The 21,788-nt window shown below is 44.0% G+C and carries 19 protein-coding genes; 15 read left to right on the top strand and 4 right to left on the bottom strand.

Features of this window, described 5'->3' with window-relative positions:
- Entirely contained in the window at positions 1 to 780 is a 780-nt protein-coding gene (larB, locus tag KDK67_RS09280; RefSeq protein ID WP_250868513.1) for a nickel pincer cofactor biosynthesis protein LarB, read from the bottom strand.
- Positions 781 to 912: 132 nt separating this feature from the next.
- Here larB and KDK67_RS09275 point away from each other — a divergent pair, with 132 nt between their 5' ends.
- From KDK67_RS09275 to KDK67_RS09260, 4 genes are all read left to right on the top strand, one after another.
- Positions 913 to 5,472, top strand: a complete 4,560-nt coding sequence (locus KDK67_RS09275; protein WP_250868512.1) for a tetratricopeptide repeat protein — start codon at positions 913 to 915, stop codon at positions 5,470 to 5,472.
- A 78-nt stretch (positions 5,473 to 5,550) separates the two neighbouring features.
- Positions 5,551 to 8,031, top strand: a complete 2,481-nt coding sequence (locus tag KDK67_RS09270) for a U32 family peptidase (RefSeq protein ID WP_250868511.1) — start codon at positions 5,551 to 5,553, stop codon at positions 8,029 to 8,031.
- 1 nt (position 8,032) lies between these two features.
- Positions 8,033 to 8,620, top strand: a complete 588-nt coding sequence (locus tag KDK67_RS09265) for a Maf family nucleotide pyrophosphatase (RefSeq protein WP_250868510.1) — start codon at positions 8,033 to 8,035, stop codon at positions 8,618 to 8,620.
- Between the two features lie 93 nt (positions 8,621 to 8,713).
- Entirely contained in the window at positions 8,714 to 8,998 is a 285-nt protein-coding gene (locus KDK67_RS09260) for a DUF427 domain-containing protein (protein ID WP_250868509.1), read from the top strand.
- Here KDK67_RS09260 and KDK67_RS09255 read toward each other — a convergent pair.
- Genes KDK67_RS09255 through KDK67_RS09245 form a run of 3 tightly spaced genes read right to left on the bottom strand, consistent with a single transcriptional unit; the run spans position 8,995 to position 12,261 of the window.
- Entirely contained in the window at positions 8,995 to 10,773 is a 1,779-nt protein-coding gene (locus tag KDK67_RS09255) for a thiamine pyrophosphate-dependent enzyme (protein WP_250868508.1), read from the bottom strand. The two genes, KDK67_RS09260 and KDK67_RS09255, sit on opposite strands and share 4 nt — an antisense overlap.
- A gap of 25 nt (positions 10,774 to 10,798) precedes the next feature.
- Entirely contained in the window at positions 10,799 to 11,434 is a 636-nt protein-coding gene (locus tag KDK67_RS09250) for a CDGSH iron-sulfur domain-containing protein (RefSeq protein ID WP_250868507.1), read from the bottom strand.
- 26 nt (positions 11,435 to 11,460) lie between these two features.
- Complete coding sequence (locus KDK67_RS09245) at positions 11,461 to 12,261, bottom strand: mechanosensitive ion channel family protein (RefSeq protein WP_250868506.1); 801 nt, start codon at positions 12,259 to 12,261, stop codon at positions 11,461 to 11,463.
- 506 nt (positions 12,262 to 12,767) lie between these two features.
- Between KDK67_RS09245 and KDK67_RS09240 the strand changes: the two genes are divergently transcribed.
- From KDK67_RS09240 to KDK67_RS09190, 11 genes are all read left to right on the top strand, one after another.
- A complete protein-coding gene (locus KDK67_RS09240) occupies positions 12,768 to 13,271 on the top strand; it encodes a MarR family winged helix-turn-helix transcriptional regulator (RefSeq protein ID WP_250868505.1) in 504 nt (167 codons plus the stop codon).
- The gene (locus KDK67_RS09235; RefSeq protein ID WP_250868504.1) at positions 13,264 to 15,669 is read left to right on the top strand and encodes an efflux RND transporter permease subunit; all 2,406 of its coding nucleotides are present in this window, start codon (positions 13,264 to 13,266) and stop codon (positions 15,667 to 15,669) included. The genes KDK67_RS09240 and KDK67_RS09235 overlap by 8 nt, the downstream gene beginning before the upstream one ends.
- Positions 15,669 to 16,775: a COG1361 S-layer family protein gene (locus KDK67_RS09230; protein WP_250868503.1), complete on the top strand. Its 1,107-nt coding sequence runs from the start codon at positions 15,669 to 15,671 to the stop codon at positions 16,773 to 16,775. The genes KDK67_RS09235 and KDK67_RS09230 overlap by 1 nt, the downstream gene beginning before the upstream one ends.
- 42 nt (positions 16,776 to 16,817) lie before the next feature.
- Complete coding sequence (locus KDK67_RS09225; RefSeq protein ID WP_250868502.1) at positions 16,818 to 17,930, top strand: COG1361 S-layer family protein; 1,113 nt, start codon at positions 16,818 to 16,820, stop codon at positions 17,928 to 17,930.
- Positions 17,931 to 18,147: 217 nt separating this feature from the next.
- Positions 18,148 to 19,374: a translation initiation factor IF-2 subunit gamma gene (locus KDK67_RS09220; RefSeq protein ID WP_250868501.1), complete on the top strand. Its 1,227-nt coding sequence runs from the start codon at positions 18,148 to 18,150 to the stop codon at positions 19,372 to 19,374.
- Entirely contained in the window at positions 19,371 to 19,736 is a 366-nt protein-coding gene (locus KDK67_RS09215) for a DNA-binding protein (protein ID WP_250868500.1), read from the top strand. The genes KDK67_RS09220 and KDK67_RS09215 overlap by 4 nt, the downstream gene beginning before the upstream one ends.
- A gap of 61 nt (positions 19,737 to 19,797) precedes the next feature.
- Positions 19,798 to 20,376, top strand: coding sequence for a DNA-directed RNA polymerase (locus KDK67_RS09210; RefSeq protein ID WP_250868499.1), 579 nt, complete (start codon positions 19,798 to 19,800; stop codon positions 20,374 to 20,376).
- Between the two features lie 16 nt (positions 20,377 to 20,392).
- Positions 20,393 to 20,578 carry a transcription elongation factor subunit Spt4 gene (spt4, locus tag KDK67_RS09205; protein ID WP_250868498.1) on the top strand — a complete coding sequence of 62 codons (186 nt, stop codon included), beginning with the start codon at positions 20,393 to 20,395 and terminating at the stop codon, positions 20,576 to 20,578.
- A 1-nt stretch (position 20,579) separates the two neighbouring features.
- On the top strand, positions 20,580 to 21,161 hold the full coding sequence (locus tag KDK67_RS09200; protein ID WP_250868497.1) for a GTP-dependent dephospho-CoA kinase family protein: 582 nt from the start codon (positions 20,580 to 20,582) through the stop codon (positions 21,159 to 21,161).
- Positions 21,151 to 21,459 carry a 30S ribosomal protein S24e gene (locus KDK67_RS09195; RefSeq protein ID WP_250868496.1) on the top strand — a complete coding sequence of 103 codons (309 nt, stop codon included), beginning with the start codon at positions 21,151 to 21,153 and terminating at the stop codon, positions 21,457 to 21,459. Before KDK67_RS09200 ends, KDK67_RS09195 begins: the two co-directional genes overlap by 11 nt.
- A gap of 2 nt (positions 21,460 to 21,461) precedes the next feature.
- Entirely contained in the window at positions 21,462 to 21,611 is a 150-nt protein-coding gene (locus KDK67_RS09190) for a 30S ribosomal protein S27ae (protein ID WP_011500280.1), read from the top strand.
- Positions 21,612 to 21,788 lie beyond the last annotated feature (177 nt).

Genomic DNA, 21,788 nt, shown 5'->3' with positions numbered 1-21,788 from the left:
TCAGAACTCTTTCTTTCTCGCTTCTGCAACACTATTTGCTATCCTTGCGGCAAAAGCACCTGCAACGAATCCAGCATCGATGTTGACCACTGATAATATGGAGCATGACTGCAACATCGAAAGGAGTGCAGCTTCTCCTTTGGCACCGGCACCATATCCGATCGATACGGGCAGCCCTATCACAGGTGCATCTATAAGGCTGGATACTACCGTTGGTAGCGTTCCCTCTCTTCCGGCTGCCACAACTATCGCGTCAGGTCTGTTCTCTTCAAATACACTCATTTCAGATATCAGCCTTTGGAACCCTGCCACGCCCACATCGTATATCTGAATTGTACTACACCCCATCTCTGAGGCAGCCATACGTGCTTCCTCTGCAACATCGATATCAGCAGTACCGGCTGTAATGATGGCCACAGTGCCTCCTGTCCTTGTTGCAGGGGTGCCGTCATGCACTACCGCTGTTCTTGAATGCATGTCCCATTCAATATTCTCCGGCTTGAATGCATTTCTAATGGCAGATGCCTGTTCTTCATTAATGCGTGTAACAAGTGTTCTTCCGGCAGTTTCGTTGTGTGCTCTCACTATCTCTACTATATCGTCTGCTTCCTTTCCTTCTGCAAGGATCGCTTCCATATACCCTGTACGGTATTTACGGAATGTATCCAGTTTTGCGATATCCGAGACTGGTACGTATCCCATGGAACGTATCTGGCTTTCTGCGTTCACAAGGTCCGTACTACCTTCTTTTACCTGTCGCAATATATTCTTCAATTCCATGCTCGATCCTTTTAACAAAGGGCTGGACTATATAAATAAAAGCCCCTTTTAGGCAAAGACTAATAACGATAGCTTGCTTTAAATGTAGTCTGATAGCGTGGAAATCAGGTACTAATCACAGGTTTAGAGATCATGTCACAAAGATCAAAAGATATGGCACTTCGTAATTTCAAAAAAGGGATGTCCCTTTTAGATGCCGGACAGCAGAAAGATGCTCTTGAGGTACTGCTTGTTGCTGAAAAGCAAGCAAAGGATGCAGATTCTATCGATCTGCTAATAAATACTCTTCAATCTGTTGCAGAAATAATGGAATCCAGAGGGGAAATTGATGCAGCCCTTGAGAGGTATGTGGAGGCATCTGAGCTACTGGATGATCTTGCAAAGTCCGACCCCTCCTTTATAGAGCACAAAGCACTGGCTATGAACAAGGTCGCTACTCTTTTTGTCAATAAAGGTGATGCCGAACATGCCGGACCTTTCTTTGAGGAAACGATAAAAGCATATGATAAATTGCTTTCAAAAGAGCCGAATAATGTTGTTAATTGTTCATCTGCTTCATCTGCGCTCAATGATGCTGCTACCATCCTTGCTGAAATAGGTCAGCAAAAGGATGCAAAAGAAAGGTTCGAAAGAGCACTTAAATTATCAACAAAGCTCATTGTACTCGATCCTCTGAACAACTCCAATGGTGTTAAAGCTCTGACCATTCAGATCAATCTTGCCAATCTTCTCTATGATATGGGACTTCTGGAAGCTGCAAGAACGAATTTTGAAAGTGCTTATAGCGGATATTCCAGACTGCTAAAGAACGATACCTCTGACAATTTGTTCCGTGACCACCTAGTAGATATACTGGAAAAACAGGTCAATTTACTTCTTGATATGCGTGAATACGATGCTTCCAGCAAGAAGCTTCGTGAACTTGTGGATATGCTTCAAAGTCTCGCAAAGGATGAACCACGATTCCTTGAAAGGATCGCTGATTCCATTTTCGGACTGGTAAATCTTGCCCACGACAATGCGGATAGGGGAATGCTTGCCGATGCCCGTTCAAGGTATGAGTTCACACTTACTGTTCTTATGGATCTTATACAGGATGAGCCTGATAACGCAAATTTCCTTCCAATGGTCCGTACGATACTTACTGATATGGAATCTCTTCTTGAAAATGATAATGATGTCAGCGAAAAGGAAGCCGATCTCAATATCCTCATCTCTATGTACGAGAAGCTTTCCACTCTTGATACTTCTGATCTCTCATATGCTACAAAGATCTCCGAACTCAATGACCGCATGGTGCACCTTCTGATAGGTGCTGGTCGTCTTGATGATGCTCGTTCAAAGTCTGATCTCACTCTTGACGACCTCATGGATCTGATACAGGAGGACCCTAAGAATGTCAATTTACTTTCCATGATCCGTGAGATGCTGGATGATATGGAATCTCTTCTTGAAACTGATCGTGATACCAACGAACATAAATCCGATCTCAATACCCTCATCTATATGTACGAGAATCTTTCCGATCTGTTTCCTTCTGACGTATCCTATACTACAAAGATCTCCGATCTCGATGACCGCATGATACGTCTTTTGATAACCGCTGGTCGTCTTGCTGAAGCTCGTTCAAAGTCTGATTCCACTCTTTACGTTCTTATGGATATGATGCATGAGGATCCTACTAACGTCACTTTCCTTCCAATGGTCCTTACGATCCTTAATGATATGGAATCTCTTCTTGAAACTGACATGGATGCCAGCAAACAGGAATCTTACCTCAATGCCCTGATATCTATGTACGAGATGCTTTCCAATATCGATCCTTCCGACTTCTCTTATCATGTAAAGATCGCTGTACTCAATGAGCGCATGGGTCGTTTTTTAATGAATGCTGGTCGTCTTGATGACGCTCGTTCAAGGTATAGTTCCACACTTAATGTTCTGACGAAATTGATCAAGGAAGAACCTGATAATGCCAATTTCCTTTCTATATTCCGTACAATAGTGAACGATATGGAAGCTCTTTTTGAAATGAACAATGATGAAAGTGAAAAAGGATCTGACCTCAATGTTCTTATTTCTATATATGAGAACTTTTCCATTCTTGATCCCTCCGACCCTTCTCATCATGTGAAGGTCGCCGAACTCAATGAGCGGGTGGGCAACCTTTTGATGAACGCCGGGCGCCTCGATGCTGCCCGTGCAAAGTATGATTCAGCACTCACTATTCTGATGGATCTTATTCAGGAGGATCCTGATAATGTCACTTTCCATTCTATGTTCCGTACTTTACTTGCCGATATGGAACATCTTCTTGAGGTTGATTGTGCCGACAGCGAAAAGGAATTTGACATCAATGTCCTTATCTCTATGTACGAGAAACTTTCCCAACTGTCCCCCTCCGATCTCTCCCATTATGTGAAGATCGCAGAACTCAATCAGCGCATGGGCAATGTTCTGATGAACGCTGGTCGTCTCTCTGCCGCCCGTTCAAAATATGAGTCCACACTTAACGATCTGATGGAACTTATTCAGAAGGATCCTGGGAATCCTACTTTCCTTTCGATGTTCCGTACTATACTTACTGATATGGAATCTCTTATCAAAATGAACGATAATGACATTGAAATAGAATCTGTTCTCAATGTCCTCATCTCTATGTATGAGAAGCTTTCCACCCTTGATCCCTCCGATCTTTCCTATACTGCAAAGCTTGCCGAACTCAATGACCACATGATAATTCTTTTGATAAATTCTGGTCATCTTGATGATGCTCGTTCAAGGTCTGATTCCACACTTGACGTTCTTATGGACTTAGTGCAAAAGGAACCTGATAATGTCAATTTCCTTTCCATGATCCATACGATATTGGCTGATCTGGAATCTCTTCTTGATCTGGAATTTGATGCAAGTAAAAAGGAAGCTGACCTCAATGTTCTTATCTCTATGTACGAGAAGCTTTCCGCCCTTGATCCCTCCGATCTTTCCTATACTGCAAAAATCGCCGAACTCAATGACCGCATGATCATCCTTTTGATAAATGCTGGTCATCTTGATGCTGCCCGTTCAAGGTCTGATTCCACGCTTGAAGTTCTTATGGATCTGGTGCAAAATGAGCCTGATAATGTCACTTTCCTTTCCATGGTTCGTACGATACTTACTGATATGGAATCTCTTCTCGAAACGGAATTTGATGTCAGTAAAAAGGAATCTGACCTCAATTTCCTCATCTCTATGTACGAGAAGCTTTCCGCCCTTGATCCCTCCGATCTTTCCTATACTGCAAAGATCGCCGGACTCAATGAGCGCATGGTAATTCTTTTAATAAATGCTGGTCGTCTTGATGCTGCCCGTTCAAGGTCTGATTCCACGCTTGAAGTTCTTATGGATCTGGTGCAAAATGAGCCTGATAATGTCACTTTCCTTTCCATGGTTCGTACGATACTTACTGATATGGAATCTCTTCTTGATGCGGAATTTGATGCCAGTAAAAAGGAATCTGACCTCAATTTCCTCATCTCGATGTATGAAAAACTTTCCACTCTTGATCCTTCCGATCTCTCGTATCATGCAAAGATCGCCGGACTCAATGAGCGCATGATCCTTCTTTTGATAAATGCTGGTCGTCTTGATGATGCCCGTTCAAGGTCTGATTCCACGCTTGATGTTCTTATGGATCTGGTTCAGAAGGAGCCTGACAATGTCACTTTCCTTTCCATGATCCATACGATATTGGCTGATCTGGAATCTCTTCTTGATACGGAATTTGATGCCAGTAAAAAGGAAGCTGATCTCAATTTCCTGATCTCTATGTACGAGAAGCTTTCCATTCTTGATCCCTCCGATCTTTCGTACCATATAAAGATCGTAGAACTCAATGAGCCAATGATCGGTCTTTTGATGAATGCTGGTCGTATCGATAATGTCCGTTCAAGGTATGGTTCCACTCTTAATATCCTGATGAAATTGATGCAAGGGGAGACTGAAAACGTCACTTTCATTTCTATGTTCCGTAATGTATTGAATGGTATGGAACGTCTTCTTGAAATTGACTGTGGTGAGAGTGAAAAAGAAGAAGATCTCGATGTCCTTATCTCTATGTACGAGAAGCTTTCTCTTATTGATCCCTCTGATCTTTCGCATCATGCGAAGGTGGCTGATCTCTATGACCGCATGGGCAGTTTTTTAATGAATGCTGGTAGGAATGTTGATGCACGTTCAAGTTATGAAATGGCATTAAGCATCAGGAACATGCTTATCGAGAAAGGTGAATCACCAATAGTGCAGGAGTTCGAGATAGCTTCTATAAGGAACAATCTTGGTACGATGTTTGCACAGGATGGTGAGTTTACAGAAGCTAAAGCAATGTTTGAGGCTTCCCTTAAAGCATATGTCGATCTTTTTGACAGGGATAAAGAGGATGCAGCATATCAATACGGTGCTGCTCTTACATTGAACAATCTTGCAAAGCTGTTCGCGGATATGGGTCGCCATGAAGATGCAAAGAGCATCTATGAATCAGCACTTGAGGCATATGTTGAATTGCTGAATGCTGATCCGGAGAATGTTCGTTACAAGAAACACGCCTCCAGGACCCTTGATAATCTTGGTTCATTGCTTGGTGAGATGGGAAGGGGCGAAGATTCTATCCGTATGTATGAGGCAGCACGGGAATTAAGAAGCGAGATATGAACAGGAAGTTCTTTTATAGGGATAGGTATTTCTTGCGGAAAAGTAAGATACCTTCCTTAAAAGTGATGAGTTGATATTTTGAAAAATGATAATACGGTCTGTAATACCCCTCCGGAAATACTGGCTCCGGCGGGCGATATCGATGCATTGATAGGCGCAATTAAAGGCGGTGCTGATGCTGTCTATTTTGGTGTTACGGACCTTAATGCAAGAAAAGGCGCGAAGAACTTTTCCGTAGATGATCTTGAGGAAACCATCGATCTGCTTCACTCTCATGGTATCAAGGCTTTCCTTGCATTGAACATACCTGTGAAACAGAATGAGCTCCAGCATGCCCTTGATGTTGTGGATAAAGCATATTCGCTTGGTATCGATGCGATCATCCTTCAGGACCTCGGGCTTTTGAGCATCCTTCACAGGAGCAATCCTGACCTTGCGTTGCATGCAAGCACACAGATGACCGTTCATACGATCGAAGGTGTGAACTTTATAGCAAATGCCGGTGCGGTCCGTGTCATTGTTTCGAGGGAACTTGAGGTCCGGGAGATCGAGGACATCGTTAAGAATTCCGATGTTGAGATCGAGATATTCGTACACGGTGCGTTGTGCTACTCTTATTCCGGGAAATGTCTTTTCAGCAGTTTCATTAATGACCGCAGTGCCAATCGTGGTGCGTGTGCACAGCCTTGCAGGCGACCTTATGTTTTTGTTGTGAACGGTCGGAGCGTGAATGAGAAGATAACAGGCAGATTCCCTATCAGTTGTGCGGAGCTCTGCACTCTTTCCGAGATCGGTGATATTGTCAAAGCCGGTGTGAAAAGCCTGAAGATCGAAGGCAGGATGAAAAGACCGGAATATGTGACCGAAAGTTCTCAGGCTTATAAACAGGTCGTGGAAGCATTCTGTGGTTCTGAGGAACTTAGCGAGGATGGGGTCAAGGAATTCGAGAAGGACCTTGCAAAGCTGTTCTACAGGGGATTTACCAAGGGTTTCGTTCTTGGGGACAGGGATGTAGCACATCCGAAATACAGTTCAAGTTATGGTGTCTTTTTGGGCAAGATAAGCAAAGTGAAAGATTTCAGGTACACTACCAGCATTACTCTTACATTGGGGGAGGATATTCGTCTGAAGGATGGTGTGGGTATCCATACAAAGGTCGGTGTTCTGGGGTCAGCTGTGAACAAGCTCTTTGATGCAGATGGCGAGGAGATCAAAGAGGCAAATAAAGGGGATACTGTTACCCTTGAGATAAGCTCGAAGACTGGTAAGGCTGTCTCTGTGGGCAATGAGGTTTATCTGACGACAGATCAAAGACTTCTGGAGCGTTTGCAGCGAACACGAAAACAGGGGTTGCCGGTTTCCATTGAAGTGGACGCAAGTGTGGATGAGGTGCTGAAGGTTAGGGTATCGTCTGCTTCTTTTAGTGCTGAGTTCGTTGATGATTTCGTAGTACAAAAGGCCCAGAAGGCACCGATGTCAAAGGACAATATCGTTGAGGTCATGGAGAAGCTCGGTGATACCTCATTTGAGGCAAAGGACGTCGATGTGAATATAAATGGCGAAATTTTCATTCCCATGGGAGTGCTCACAAATGCCAGAAGACAGGCTGCGGATATGCTGCTGGAAAAGATACTGGCATCTTACCGAAGGGAAGAAAAGCATCCTAAGTTGTCCGATATGGCACATTTCTGCGATGATACGGCTGCCGTTGGGTCTGAAATTAATGTCCCTCTCCTAAGTGTGGAGGTAAAGAACAGCGGTGCTCTTTTTGATGCTGTGGAGTGTGGTGCCGACATTGTTTATCTGCCGATCAGTAAATTCTCGGAATTGCTTTCAGAGGAGTATGCTGAAATGTTCAGGGATGTCAAGGAAACGGTGGAGATCGTTGTTCTGGCTCCCCGTATATCGCATGAGGCTGAACTGAATGCACTTGTTCCAATGTTCGAGACTGTAAAAGAGGAAGGTCTGCGTATAGCTTGTTATACTCTGGGACAGGTCGAGTTGGCAAGAAAGATGAGCATTCCTTTTGTTGTGCAGAAGGAGTTCAACACATTCAATTCCTATACTTCGGATGAGTTCTACAGGGCAGGGGCATTTCGTGTGACCCTTTCCAGTGAACTCAATATGGATGAGATGAAAGATGTGGCAGATGATATCTCCTGTCGCGGGAAGTCTCACCAGCTCGAAGCGGTTGCACATGGACGGGAACTTATGCTCATAACCGAACATGATCTGCTAAAGCCTCTTATCGATAATGGGATCACCATTGAAGGCAGTGAGGTCCTTCTTGTCGATTCGAAGAGTGATGAATATCCTGTTAAGCGTGTCGGGGAAAGGACACTTATCTATGATTCAATGGTCATTGAGATGCTGGACCATGTGGACAAGTTCGAAGAATGCGGGATCGATGTGATACGTCTGGACCTTTCCCTTTATGGTAAAAAGGATGTTCAGGAAATTACATCTGCATATCGCCGGGTCATGGATGGTAAGGATGCGGTCATCTATTCCAAACGGGGTTCTGATTTCACTTCCGGTCACTATTTCAAAGGTGTGTGATGTGAGAAAGGTCGTACTTGCTTCCGCCTCTCCTCGCAGGAAAGAACTGCTTTCCCAGTTGATCGGGAATAATTTTGAGGTCTGCGTTAGCTCGTACGAAGAAACTCCCCTGCAGGATATGACCGTTGAGGAACTGGTGGTCTTTCACTCTTTGGAGAAAGCAAAGGATGTTGCCTTAAGGTTCGATTCGGGCATCATCATCTCTGCAGACACTGTTGTTTTCTGTGAAGGAGCTGTTCTGGGAAAACCCCATACACCGGAAAATGCAAAGGAAATGCTTGAAGGCATAAGTGGGAAGTTTGTTCAGGCTATCACCGGAATGACCGTTCTCGATATGGATTCCGGCAAATGTGTCAGTGAATACGTGAGTACGGATGTGCATATGAAAAAAATGTCATCTGATGAGATCGCATCCTATGTGAATTCAGGAGAACCGCTTGACAAAGCGGGGGCTTTTGCAATACAGGGGAAAGGGGCTGTGCTTGTTGAAAGTATCAATGGGGATTTCTTCAATGTAGTTGGTCTTCCTCTTTTCAGGCTTGGTAATATTCTTGGGGAAATGGGTGTTTCTATCTTTGATGATAGTTGATACCCATGCCAGGTATTTTTAATTTTATTAATCTGCTGTTCACCGAAAACCACATAAACGATGTTTTCCAACTATTTTTAAGGAGTGGTTATTTTGGCAATAGCAAAATGGAATGGAGTTGTACTTGCGGAAAGTGATTCGGTAAAAGAGATCGAAGGGAATCTTTATTTCCCACCTGAGTCGGTGAACAAAGAATTTCTAAGGGAGTCGGATACTCGTTCAACATGTCCCTGGAAGGGTCTGGCACATTATTTTGATATCGTTGTCAACGGGGAAGAAAATAATGATGCTGCCTGGTCCTATCCTGAACCGAAAGAGGCAGCAAAAGAGATAACGGGGTATGTTGCTTTTTGGAAAGGGGTTGAGGTAGTTCCTTAATCTACCCTTTTTGTGCTTGCAGCCATCTTATCCGGGTCAACTACAACTTCAATAAGTGATGCCTTTTCAGATGAGAATGCTTTTTTAAGTGCAGCATCGAGATCTTTCGGGTCTTCTATCCTGTAACCTTCGCCTCCGGCAGAGCTGGCAAATTGTGCAAAGTCGGGATTAGGGAAGCTCACTCCGTATTCGGGATAATTGTCTCGTAGCTGTTCTTTCTTTATGTTCTTGAGCTTACCATCGTTAAAGACTATGACATTTATTCCAAGGCCTTCTCTTACAGCGGTAGTGAAATCTCCCATTAACATTGCAAAACCACCATCACCTGTCACACATATGACCTGCTTATCCGGATAATCAAGCTTTGCTGACAATGCCGCTGGGAGTGCAAATCCCATACTTGCAATGTTTGCGGACATGAATGTTCTTTGTCCTTCGCACATGAACTTCTTGTAGAACCAATATGTATGGTCCCCCACATCAACGCAGATGATCGCATCTTTGTCTGCATGACGCTTTATAGCCTGTATCACATAACCAGAATTTATCGGAATGGAAAGGTCGTTCGATTCGGCTTCAAGTTCTTCGTGGTGGTCCTGTTTCATTTTGTCTATATATTCAAGGAATTCTGTGTTCTCTTCCTTCCTTTCAATAAGTGGCAAAAGTTTTTGGAGTACAAGGTCTGCATCACCAACGATTCCCGCATCAACATCAAAGGTCTTGCCGAGCTTTGTCGGGTCGATATCTATCTGTACTATCTTTATTCCTGAAGGTACAAGGTTAGCCTGCCTGAAACCGGAACCCATAATAATTATCAGGTCGCAGTTCTTTATTGCCTTTGCAGCGTGTTTCGAACCGATGGACCCCAATACGCCAAGGCTAAAACGATCATTTTCGTGTACTACACCTTTTGCTCTTGATGTGGTTGCAACAGGTGCGTTCAGTTTTGCAGAGAGTTCCTTTATCAGCTTCCCACTGTGTCTGGACCCCCAGCCTGCAAAAAGAGTGACCTTCTGACATCCATTGATAAGGTCTGCAGCTTTTTGAACGTCCTCATCCCTTGGAGCTGTTTTGTTGGAGAATATTCTTTTTTCGATAGAATAAACCTTCTCATCAAGCTTTTCTGCAAGTATGTCTGTCGGTGTGCTCAATACTGATACACCGGGTTTCTTGAAAGCATATTTAGTCGCCATTGTGACAAGCTTAAGAGCCTGATTCTCTCTTGCAATGGTCTCTGCGAATTCCGTGAAGGGTTTGAACAGCTCAATCTGGTCTATCTCCTGGAAAGCTTCACTTCCAAGGTACACTTCAGGGATCTGTCCCGCAAATGCAAGTACGGGACTTCTGTCAGTGGCAGCGTCCATCAATCCGGTTATCAGGTTAGTGCAACCCGGACCTGCTATGGACATGCATACTCCGAGCTCTCCGGTCATCTTCCCGTGGGCAGATGCCATAAAAGCAGCTGTCTCTTCATGTCTTGTAAGGATGAACCTGATCTTTTCACTCTTTCGGATGGCTTCTATCAGCGGTAAATTGGAATCTCCCGGTATTCCGTAAACATATTTTACGCCAAAGACCTCAAGTTGCTCAATTATCTTCTCTGCAACAGTGGTCTTTATATCTTCCTTACCTTTACCCCTTGCCTCTGCAACGAATGCAGACTTTGGAGCGCCACAGACCGGACATGTGAAGTCGTCAGGCAGGGAATCGAAATTCTGCCCTTCCGCTTCTTCATCATAGACCCAGTTACAGACGGAACATCTGTATTTTCCCATGTTATATCCTCACAGAAAGTGTATTTTAGTTCTTCTCGTCTTTGAATTCAACATACCAGTGTTCTCCGCTACAGAATGGCTTGTTCTTCGAAGCACCACATCTGCAAAGGGTGAAATGTTCTTTTGATTCGGGAGTGTTTCCTTCAGGATCATCGAGCTCGATACCACCGACAGCATCGTAGGGTCCGTCCTTTGTGACAGTGATGCCTGGTTTTCGGTCAACATCTTTGTGCAGAACTCCATCCTTTGTGTAACTAAGGGCACCGGACGGGCACATCTCTACGACCCTGATTATGTCTTCCACACTTGCACCATCAGGATCGATCCATGGGTCTACCTTCATTCTGAAAACGGTCGGTAGATTGTCTGTGCAGTATCCACGATGGGAACATACTCCCCTATTGTCATGGATCGTGATCTCTTTTCCAACATAGTTATCGATCTTGTCAGGTTGTCTGCCTTCGACCTTTTCGCCCGTGAATCCCACTTTTAAATGTGTTCCGTCACAGAACGGTTTGTTCGAGGACTGGCCACAGCGGCATAGGGCTACCATGGGCTGCGGTTCGAAAGTTTCTCCCTTTGAGTTCTTCAGGTCGTTCAGTTCTTTTACAATATATGGTCCGTTCGTTGATGGCTGGATCGATGTTTTGTTCTCTGTCATTTATTAAACCCCCTTTAATAAAATGATCATTCCTTTTCCAGATGTACGTCCAGTTGTGGGAAAGGAATTCCGATGCCTTCTTCTTTGTATGCTTTCAGAATGCCGTTCGTCAATGCACCTTTTACTCCCCAGTAATCTTCAGTATTTGTCCATGCACGAAGTTGCAGGTTCACTGATGAATCTGCGAGCGCAGTGGTAACGACAGCCGGTGCAGGTTCTGCAAGCACCATTGCATTCTCTTTCATAAGTTCGATGGCAACCTGTAGTGCATCTTCGAGTTTGGTATCGTAGCTGACTCCCACATCAACATCAACTCTTCTGGTGGGCATTCTTGTCGCATTGACTATAGGGCTTCCCCATACCAGTTTACTTGGTATTGTGATGAGCTTGTTGTCAGGTGTGAGCAGTTCGGTTGCCATAATCCCTACCTCATGTACGCTTCCTGAAAAGCCATTAACCACTAAGAACTCGCCTTTATCGAAAGGTCGAAGTGTGGCAATCCAGATGCCTGCTGCAATATTTGTCAATGTATCCTGCATTCCAAAGCCAAGGATCAGGCCGATAACTGCTGAAAGTCCGACAATGACCGAACTAATGTCAGATCCAAGCATTGATACGGTTGCAAGGAGGACTGCAACATATAGAAGTGCAAGGATGAATTTTGACAGGAACTCTACGATAAGTTCCGGTAGATCTGTTTTCTGTAATCCATTCTTGAATATTCCTATGAGGACCTTTGCAACAATGATGCCTAATACGAGTACTATCAATGCTGATAGAAGGTCAAAAAAGGTCAATTCCATGTATGGTAGATTTTGTGACAACATTAGACCAACTCCCCAGTTTGATTCAATATCTAATGCTTTGTGGTCATAGTAGATATATAGTACCTGTCTACTTCCAAAATGCTTCTTCTTCTAAATGAATCAACATTTCAAGATTTTCTTCAATCTATCTTTAATAATAATTGACAAAATGTTTTTATATAATAAATTCGGTTTAGGGGCTGACTCCAAACGAGGAGGCGTGTCCAATTTCACCCCTCCTCCAACTCATTTATGGCATTTATTTTTCGGTCCCATAGATTATTAATGTGGTGCAAGATCACGTTTTCTATCTTGCGACCAACTACTTTTTTTCTTAGATATCCTCTAGTTCAAACGGGGCGATTTATTGGCACATATCCTCTTCCGTATTCAAATCAGTCATTTAACTCAAAAGCTTTATATGTAGATAATAATATTAGAAAATCTAACCATTCGATTATCGAAAGATTGGGTAATCGAATCTTATATGGTCCGAGTTATGATCTTAAAGAGTACGGAGGTGCCCTGTGGATAAAACAAAACAAATGGTAGAGTTGCATCTTGAAATTGATTACCTGAGAAAAAAAATTGAAAGCAACCTTATCGGCCAGTTTGTTGAAAAAGATGATATTTGTTTGAACAATACTGCGAATAAGGCCATTCATTTTATAAAGCGCGAAGGGGAGGTCATGCCTTCGAATCTTGCAAAATATCTGGAGATCAAGAAAAGTAGTGCTACAAGCCTTATCGATTCTCTTGAAGCGGAGGGACTTGTTTATCGAAAGGATGATCCGTCTGATCGCAGGAAAACATTATTGGGTCTTACTGAAAATGGGTTAAAACGATCTGAATATATGGTCGATAAAATGTGCAGTGTCGCATCAGAATGTATGTCTGATCTGAGTGATGAGGATATTGATGAAGCACTAAATGCACAGAAAATCCTTATCAAATTCCATAAACATATGCACTCTAATGCTCTTTTGTTCCTTGAGAAGATGACTCGGGAAAAACGCTCGGATAATGATTGAGGGGGTAGTCATCATAAAGAACTTATTCGAAAAACTGGGTGTCTTTATTGAGAGCAACACCATTCCTATCATACTTATTTCATTACTGCTGGTACTTGTAGCCATGCAGGGTGCACAGGGCATTGAAATGAAGTCCGGCACTGATACTTTTGTTGAGAAGACTTCTCAACTCTTCCAGGATTTTGATCATCTTTATCAAAACATTTTCGGTATTGAAGCCATTGTTGTCATAGTGGAGGATGGGCAGGTAAGTGATCCTGCTGCACTGCAGGCGATGGACCGGTTCGAACACATGACGTTGTCACTTCCTGGTGTTGTGGGGGTGCAAAGTGCGACATCTGTTATCAAGGATGCCAATTACAAAGTGAACGGTGAAGCAGCATTGCCTGAAGATGATGTGGAACTTGCAACATTGATAAGGGACTATGTGCCAACGACATTGATGCCTGATGCTACTCACACTCTAATGTATGTGGAGATGGCAGGTTCAACCTCAGATGAACAAAAACAGGAAGTTTTGCGTGAACTTGAGGTCTCGGTCGCAATGGCGGAGTTCCCTCCTGATTATAATGTAGTGGTTACCGGAGAACCGGCTTTCATGATTTCCATGAACAATGCAATGATGTCAAGTATGGCTGTATTGCTTGGTCTTTCAGTCATATTGATGATAGTGGTACTCTACCTGGTATTTGGTCATGTCAGGTGGAGGCTTATGCCATTGGCAATTGTGTTGCTGGGAATCATCTATACGTTCGGAGCTATGGGTTATCTGGAGATACCCATGACAATGGTTTCAATGGCAGCTTTCCCTGTATTGATTGGGCTTGGTATTGATTATGCCATCCAGTTCCATAATCGTATCGAGGAAGAACTTGAACAAGATGGATCTCCTGAGGCTGCCGTGGTGAATACTATAAAGCACACAGGTCCGGCTGTTCTGATCGCACTTATAATTACTGCACTGGGTTTCTTCTCCCTTCTTACCTCCAGTGTACCTATGATACAGGATTTTGCAAAATTGCTTCTCATAGGTATTGTAATGTGTTTCCTTGCATCCCTGTTTGTCGGGGTGACCGTGATATATGGTCTTGACCACATGCAAGCGATACGCAAGGAGAAATTTGCAAAATTATCTTTAAATGGAAGAAGCAAGTCGAAAGCATCCTCTTCCACTCAAGATACTAAGCCGGATCTTATGGAAAGGCTGCTTGGACGTACCACCACCTTCACTCTAAAGCATCCTTTCCTGGTCCTTTCCATAGCTCTTCTCACCTGTACGGCGGGGTTGGTGGCTGATACTCAAGTAGGTATACAGACAGATACGGAGTCCTTCGTTCCGCAGGACCTTCCTGCGCTGATAGACCTTGGGCATCTTTCGGATATAACCGGGGGTGAGGACCAGTTCAACATAATCATAAAGACTAATAATGTGGCTGATCCCGAACTTCTGCAATGGATGAATGAGTTTGCCGAACATGAGGTCGATAGTCGAAGCAGCATTCTCGGAGCGGAGAGTATGGCCTCTGTCATCAGTTCAATGAACGGTGGCGTCATTCCCGATAGTGAGGCTGAGATAAATGCTTTGTATGATCAGATGCCTGCTCAGCAGAAAGAGCGCTTCATGTATGGTGGGAATATGCTGTTGCTTAATCTGAACATTGGTGATGCAATGGGCGGTCTTGGTATGGAAGGCATTGAAGTTCTTATCGATGTTGTCGAGGATGACATGGTGTGGATGGCTCCGCCGCCGGGTGTATCTGCAACGATAACCGGAAGCAATGTGGTCTTTACAGAAGTTATCGGTGCCCTTACATCTGGAAGGGTGTTCATGACGTATCTTGGCCTTGGTCTGGTATTTGGCGGGTTGCTTTTGATCTATCGTGATCTTCTCAAAGCGCTTGTTCCCGTTATTACCATGTTCATGGTCATTGGTTGGTCAGGAGGCCTGATGTATCTTATGGGTATGGACTATACACCCATGACAGCTACACTGGGTGCCCTGATCCTTGGTGTTGGTTCGGAGTATGCTGTGCTGATGATGGAGAGGTATTTCGAGGAAAAAGAAAAAGGTGCCACTCCTGAGGAAGCTATGTCGAAAGCGGGTATCAAGATCGGTAAGGCCATTATAACTTCAGGACTGACTACGCTGTTTGGATTCTGTGCACTGGTGGTGTCCGATTTCAATATGATCAGTAGCTTTGGTGTTATCACTGTAATAGATGTGGGACTTGCTCTGTTCGCAACGTTTGTGATCTTCCCGCCGGTTATGGTTCTGCTTGACAATTTCCGTGAGAAGAGGAAAGCAGCAAAAACGTTACTTGACGGATCATTTGAAAATAAAGAACTGGGTACAGAAATAGGTACTTATGGCAATGAACCGGGGGCTGATGCCTTTTGATGATGAATTGTAAATATACAAAAAAACAGAAATATGTTAATTCGGCGTTCATGCTAACATTTTTGTTGGCTGTAGCTTTGCTCGTTCTGGCAGTTTCCCCTTTGGCGGAAGCAAAAGAGTTCATGCAGCCGAATCATGAATTTTCCACCAATTATTATGACGGATATGGTGAACCGGATATCTATGCTTCCGTTCTGGGGGACGTTGAGTTCGAACGAGGGGAGACTGCACAGGTGCGTGTTGTTCTTTCTAACAGAGGTGTTTTGCATGGCTTTAAGGCAAAAGGCGATGTGGGAACGGACGAGGGATTGCATTCCTTGTCCTTAAAGGAGCTTGAATATGAGTCTTTGAGAACAACAGCATTCGGCATTAAGGCTGAGATGATATCTTCTACAGATCATATAGAGGTCGATCCGGTTACGAGCGTCCAGACTCTTGAAATGCTTTCACCTGGCGTACTTCCTGATGATCCTATGTCCTTTACTATCACTATCTCTGACAATGCTCCAGCAGGTAGCTATATGCTTTTGCTCCCTGTGAGCTATGAATTCCAGGATGAGGTGGAGATGACCGATGGAATTACTGTTAGGATCGGTCTGCCTGATGTTGATCATACGACCTTCTACGAGATCAGGAATACGACGCTTCTGATCCCGGTTATCATCGAACCTTCTGCAAAGTTCGTGGTCTCTGAGGTCGAAGGGGAACTTACGTCAGGACAATCTGGTACTATCAATGTGACCTATACGAATATCGGTGAGGTCGAAGCACATGATGCATATGCCCGCATCATTACGATGAAACCTTTGAGCTCTAGCAGATCGGTCGTTGATCTTGGGAACGTTGCCCCAGGTGAAGGTAAGACCGTTTCATTCAATGTTGCTTCGGAAATATCTGCTGTCGAGAAGATCTATGGTATCGATAGTGAGGTCAAATATCGCAATGATGATGGCGAGATCGAGTTTTCGGATAACATCTTTGTTGAGGTTCCGATAAGGTCCAGGGAGTCCAGCATAAGTATCACTCTTGTAGCATTTGTAGGAATTCTATTGCTGGTTATCTACATGGGCTACAATACTTTGAGGAAGGCTAAAAAAGCTAAATAATATTTTTAAATTATCTAATTTACAATATCAAGAGGACTAATTATGGTAAAAATGACCGATTCCAGATATGCTTTGCCAATTATGGCTTCACTTGCGGTTTTGCTCCTTTGTGCAATTCCGGCAAGTGCTGAGTTTACGGCAGCTAATGCTGAACTGCCTGATTTTTTCAATTTCGATGAGAACTATTATACTGTGTATGGCGGTCCTGATGTGACTGCAACCCTTGTGGGCGATAATGAATTTGAGCGTGGCGATTCCGTTACTTTGAACCTCGATCTTATGAACAAGGGTCTTATTACGGGATTTAGATCGGAGGGGGACAAGAAATATCTTGATAAGCTGGAACAGAAATTGCAGAGCACTGAAATGTCATATGAATCACAGCGCACTACTGCAATTGGTATTGTAGCGGTTCTGACCTCCCTTGATCCGGATGTTGATGTCAAGTCTGGTCCTCAGGAAGCCGGGACCCTTGTATCAGGTCAGCAGACCGAGTCTCCTGTGAAGTTCAATATCGAGATCTCGAACAATGCAGGGTCTGGAAGTTACCCGATGCGCTTGGACCTTTATTATGGATACCAGAAGAATGTGCAGATAAGTGGTGACAATGAGACCAATCTTGGTATCACTAATATGGAGGTTGGACTCTGGTATGATGTTGGTGGACAGAACACCACTTTCGATATCTTTGTAAAAGATGAGGCAAGGTTCGAGGTGACAAATGTCACGGGTGAGCTCTATCCTGATTCCGAGAGCATGATCTATGTTACTTATGAGAATGTAGGTGACCTTCCGGCAAAGGATGCTACTGTAAGGATAAGTGCAGCTGATCCGTTCAGTACCACTGATGATCAGGCATTTTTGGGTACACTTGAAGCCGGTGAGAGCACAGTTGCAGTTTTCAAGCTTAAGGTTGATGATCTTGCAGTTTCAAAGGCTTACGCTTTGAACAGTGAGATCAAGTATGAGGATATCAAGGGGCTTGACCAGATATCTGATACCGTAAAGATCAAGACCGATGTACTTCCGGCATCTGCAAAGGCCGATGGTTCCAATATGTTGGTGATCATTGGTGCAGGTGTGGTCATAGTGCTTGCAGTTGCAGGATATTTTGTGTATCGAAGCAGGTCTTCAAAGAAAGTTGGCGATGAGTGAGCTTATCGCCTTTATTTTTTAAGTGTTTTTGTTATTGTCATGTTGCTTTGTCTGTTATGACATCACTAATAAGTATAGTATGATATTATTATGGTTGAAATCACTTATATATTAGGAATGACATGGTATCACAAACTTTAAAGCAGTTACATTTAATTTAGATAATCTATATTACATCACACTTTTATTTTAGCCCGATAGGGAGGGAAATCAAAAATTGAGTCAGCCTTGTGTTAATATTGGCATGGTGGGTCATGTCGATCATGGAAAAACGACGCTTGTAAGCGCACTGTCAGGTGTATGGACAGATACGCACAGTGAAGAAATGAAGCGTGGTATATCTATTAGGTTAGGGTATGCAGATACTACTTTCAGGAAGTGCCCTGCCTGCCCGGAGCCTCAGTGTTTTAGCGTTGCTAAGACCTGTGAGCACTGTGGGACAAAAACGGAAGATGTTCGGACAGTGTCATTTGTAGATTCTCCTGGCCACGAGACCCTGATGGCAACAATGCTCTCCGGAGCTGCTATCATGGATGGAGCTATTCTTGTCATTGCTGCGAACGAGGAATGTCCTCAGCCACAGACAAAGGAACATCTTATGGCCCTGAACATCATCGGTATCAAGAATATCGTGATCGTGCAGAACAAGATCGACCTTGTTCCAAAGGAAAAGGTCATTGAACATTATCATCAGATCAAGGAGTTCGTAAAAGGAACGGTTGCAGAGGGTGCACCGGTTGTTCCGATCTCCGCACAGCAGAACATCAATATCGATGTTCTCATCAGTGCGATGAACGAAATGATCCCAACTCCAGTGCAGAAACTTGACAAGCCTGCACACTTGCTTATTGCAAGGTCCTTCGATATCAACAAACCTGGAACACCTATTGATAAGATCTCAGGTGGCGTTATTGGTGGAACACTTACAGCAGGTTCATTAAAAGCAGGCGATGATATTGAGATACGTCCGGGACGTAAGTTCGAGATCGAGAACGCTGTTAGATGGGAACCTATCTTCACCAACATCAATCTTATAATTGCAGGGAAGGAAAAGGTCGATGAGGCAACTCCTGGTGGATTGCTTGCATTGGGCACCGGTCTGGACCCAAGTATCACAAAGAGTGATTCCCTTACGGGACAGGTTGCAGGTGTGCCAGGTACATTGCCGCCAACGCGTGACTCGTTCACTCTTGAATTGAAGTTGCTTGAACGCGTAGTGGGTGTGTCTGATGAGGAATCCATTGGTAAGATCAAGACCAGTGAACCTCTGATGCTCAATGTCGGTACTGCAACTACTGTAGGTATCGTTACGAGTGCACGTGAGGATGTCGCAGAGGCAAAGTTAAAGCGTCCGGTATGTGCTGAGGCAGGCTCCATGGTAGCTATCAGTAGGCGTATTGGTTCACGCTGGCGACTTATTGGTGTTGGAGTAATCAAAGATTGAAGGTTATAATCGATACGAACGGTTTCATGATACCGGTTCAGTTCAAAGTAGACATCTTTGGTGAACTGGGGCGCCTCGGGTACGATGAGTTCGTTGTGCCCCAGGCGGTCGTCAACGAGCTCAAGTCCCTGGTCAAGAAGTACAGGGGCGAGAGCCGAACTGCAGCAAAGGTTGGACTTTCGTTATCAGATAGATGTACTCTCGTTGAAGGGGCAGGAATTGCGGACGATGTCATCCTCCAGCTTGCTCTTGATATGGATGCAGCGGTGCTGACCAATGATGTTGGTCTGGTAAAGCGTCTTAATGATGCGGATGTTAGCGTTGTGCGTTTGCGCCAGAAGAACCGTTTAGATATAATGTGACCATCATATTATAATTGTAGTAGCAGTTTAAATTAATGCAGGGCATATTGGAGATCGAGATATGTATAAAAGGATGAAACTTAAGGACACGATCCGTGTAGCTCCCCGTCTGTTGGGCGAAGATGTAGGAGTTAGCGTAAAGGATGCGTTAAAGGAGAAGCTTGAGGGCAGGGTCGATAAGGCGCTGGGCTCCATTGTCGCTGTCACTGATATTGAAGAGATAGGTGAAGGGCATATCCTTGTAGGAGACGGCGCTGTCTATTACGATGTGATCTTTGAAGCTATTGTATTCGTCCCAATACTTCAGGAGGTCATGGAAGGTCTGGTAGTAGAGACCGTAGAATTCGGTGCTTTTGTCAGCATTGGTGCTATGGATGGTCTTTTACACGTTAGCCAGATCACTGATGATTTCATGTCCTACGATGGTAAGAATGGTAGGCTTATTAGCAAGGTCGGAAACCGTACTCTTTCAGAAGGTGACAAAGTGCGTGCCCGTATCGTTGCTGTGAGCACCAATGAGAGAGAACCAAGGGACAGTAAGATCGGCCTGACAATGCGTCAGCATGCTCTGGGCAGGTTCGAATGGCTTGAGGATGCACGCAAGCCTAAGTCCGATGGATCTAAAAATAAAGATGAATAAACCGGGGTGTTTCTAAATGGTAGATCAGGTATGCCGTGAATGTCACAGGATCGTTACAGGTCAGACATGTCCTGTTTGCGCTTCAAGCAATTTGAGTGATGACTGGAGCGGACTTGTCATTATCGTTGATCCTCAACGTTCCATAATAGCAGAAATGATCGGCGTTGAAGTTGCCGATAAATACGCTTTGAAGGTGCGGTAAGTTGGGTTTACATATTTCCTTACCAGAAAGCCTTCGGCCTCTTTTAAGGAAACCTTTCGGGGTCTTGTATACAGGTACTGGCGGGGATGCTGTCAGAAGTCTTGTAGATGACCTCGACAATCCCACAATACTTATATCTGTGGGCGATGTTACTACTTTTCACTTGCTCGAATCAAACATCATTCCAGATATTCTGATCGTGGATGATAGGACAAAAAGGGCACCCGCTTCATCACAGGTCGTGTATGGAACAAAGCATAAGGGATTCACTGAGATAACAGTAGATAATCCCCCCGGGGTAATAACCGAGGATCTGATCGATGTGATAGGCGATGCGATCGTGTCTGATAAAAATGTCCGAATTTTCGTACAAGGCGAAGAAGATCTTGCAGCTTTGCCTGCGATACTAATGGCACCTTTGAATTCGGTAGTCCTTTATGGTCAACCGGATAAGGGTGTAATGCTTGTAAGGGTTACAGAATCCATAAAAGCAGAACTTAAGGATCTATTTGATAAGATCCTTGAAAAACAGGATCATAAAGAACAGTTATACAACGTGCGGAGGAAATTAAATGGATATTAATATTACTGAAGACAAAAATAATGCGCTTCTCAACAGGCGTGAAGTGATGTTCGATGCAACATTCGAGGGTTCCACACCTTCAAGGATCGATGTCAGGGGCAAACTGGCTGCAATGCTTAACGTACCCCTTGAACTTGTCATCCTTCAGAAGTTCGAGAACAGCTACGGTATGTCTGCAGCAAATGGCTATGCAAAGATCTACGAAGATGCAGATCGTATGAAGGTTGTAGAGAAAGAATATGTCCTCAAAAGGAACGAACTTCCTGAGGCAGAAGTTGTAGAAGAAGCAGGTGAGTAAACATGGCTGTCAAAGACTACTATAAAGTAAACGGCGAATCCATTGAAAGGCTAAGGCAGTTCTGCCCACGCTGCGGCGATGGTGTCTATCTTGCAGACCACAAGGACAGACTTACCTGTGGCAAATGCGGATACACTGAGTTCAAGAAATAATATTGACAAATGGCATCACCTTTGATGTGATGCCCTTTTTTTAGTTTTTACGTAACTATTCAGCCATCCTCGCGTTTTTGATATAAACTTAGAATACTCAACACCATTCCATCAGTGCTTGATATTGATTTTACCAAAAAACAATATACTATGTCTCTATTTTAGTCACTCCCTGAA

The organism is Methanococcoides seepicolus (genome assembly GCF_023684405.1).
Lineage (GTDB): Archaea > Halobacteriota > Methanosarcinia > Methanosarcinales > Methanosarcinaceae > Methanococcoides > Methanococcoides seepicolus.
Note: the sequence above shows the minus strand (reverse complement) of the source record. Positions and strands in the feature narration are given on the sequence as shown.

Excerpts from the sequence above, each read along its gene's own strand:
- larB (WP_250868513.1), bottom strand. The coding sequence starts at position 780 with ATGGAATTGAAGAATATATTGCGACAGGTAAAAGAAGGTAGTACGGAC.
- KDK67_RS09275 (WP_250868512.1), top strand. The coding sequence starts at position 913 with ATGTCACAAAGATCAAAAGATATGGCACTTCGTAATTTCAAAAAAGGG.
- KDK67_RS09255 (WP_250868508.1), bottom strand. The coding sequence starts at position 10,773 with ATGGGAAAATACAGATGTTCCGTCTGTAACTGGGTCTATGATGAAGAA.
- KDK67_RS09250 (WP_250868507.1), bottom strand. The coding sequence starts at position 11,434 with ATGACAGAGAACAAAACATCGATCCAGCCATCAACGAACGGACCATAT.
- KDK67_RS09245 (WP_250868506.1), bottom strand. The coding sequence starts at position 12,261 with ATGTTGTCACAAAATCTACCATACATGGAATTGACCTTTTTTGACCTT.
- KDK67_RS09235 (WP_250868504.1), top strand. The coding sequence starts at position 13,264 with ATGATTGAGGGGGTAGTCATCATAAAGAACTTATTCGAAAAACTGGGT.
- KDK67_RS09230 (WP_250868503.1), top strand. The coding sequence starts at position 15,669 with ATGATGAATTGTAAATATACAAAAAAACAGAAATATGTTAATTCGGCG.
- KDK67_RS09225 (WP_250868502.1), top strand. The coding sequence starts at position 16,818 with ATGGTAAAAATGACCGATTCCAGATATGCTTTGCCAATTATGGCTTCA.
- KDK67_RS09210 (WP_250868499.1), top strand. The coding sequence starts at position 19,798 with ATGTATAAAAGGATGAAACTTAAGGACACGATCCGTGTAGCTCCCCGT.
- spt4 (WP_250868498.1), top strand. The coding sequence starts at position 20,393 with ATGGTAGATCAGGTATGCCGTGAATGTCACAGGATCGTTACAGGTCAG.
- KDK67_RS09195 (WP_250868496.1), top strand. The coding sequence starts at position 21,151 with ATGGATATTAATATTACTGAAGACAAAAATAATGCGCTTCTCAACAGG.
- KDK67_RS09190 (WP_011500280.1), top strand. The coding sequence starts at position 21,462 with ATGGCTGTCAAAGACTACTATAAAGTAAACGGCGAATCCATTGAAAGG.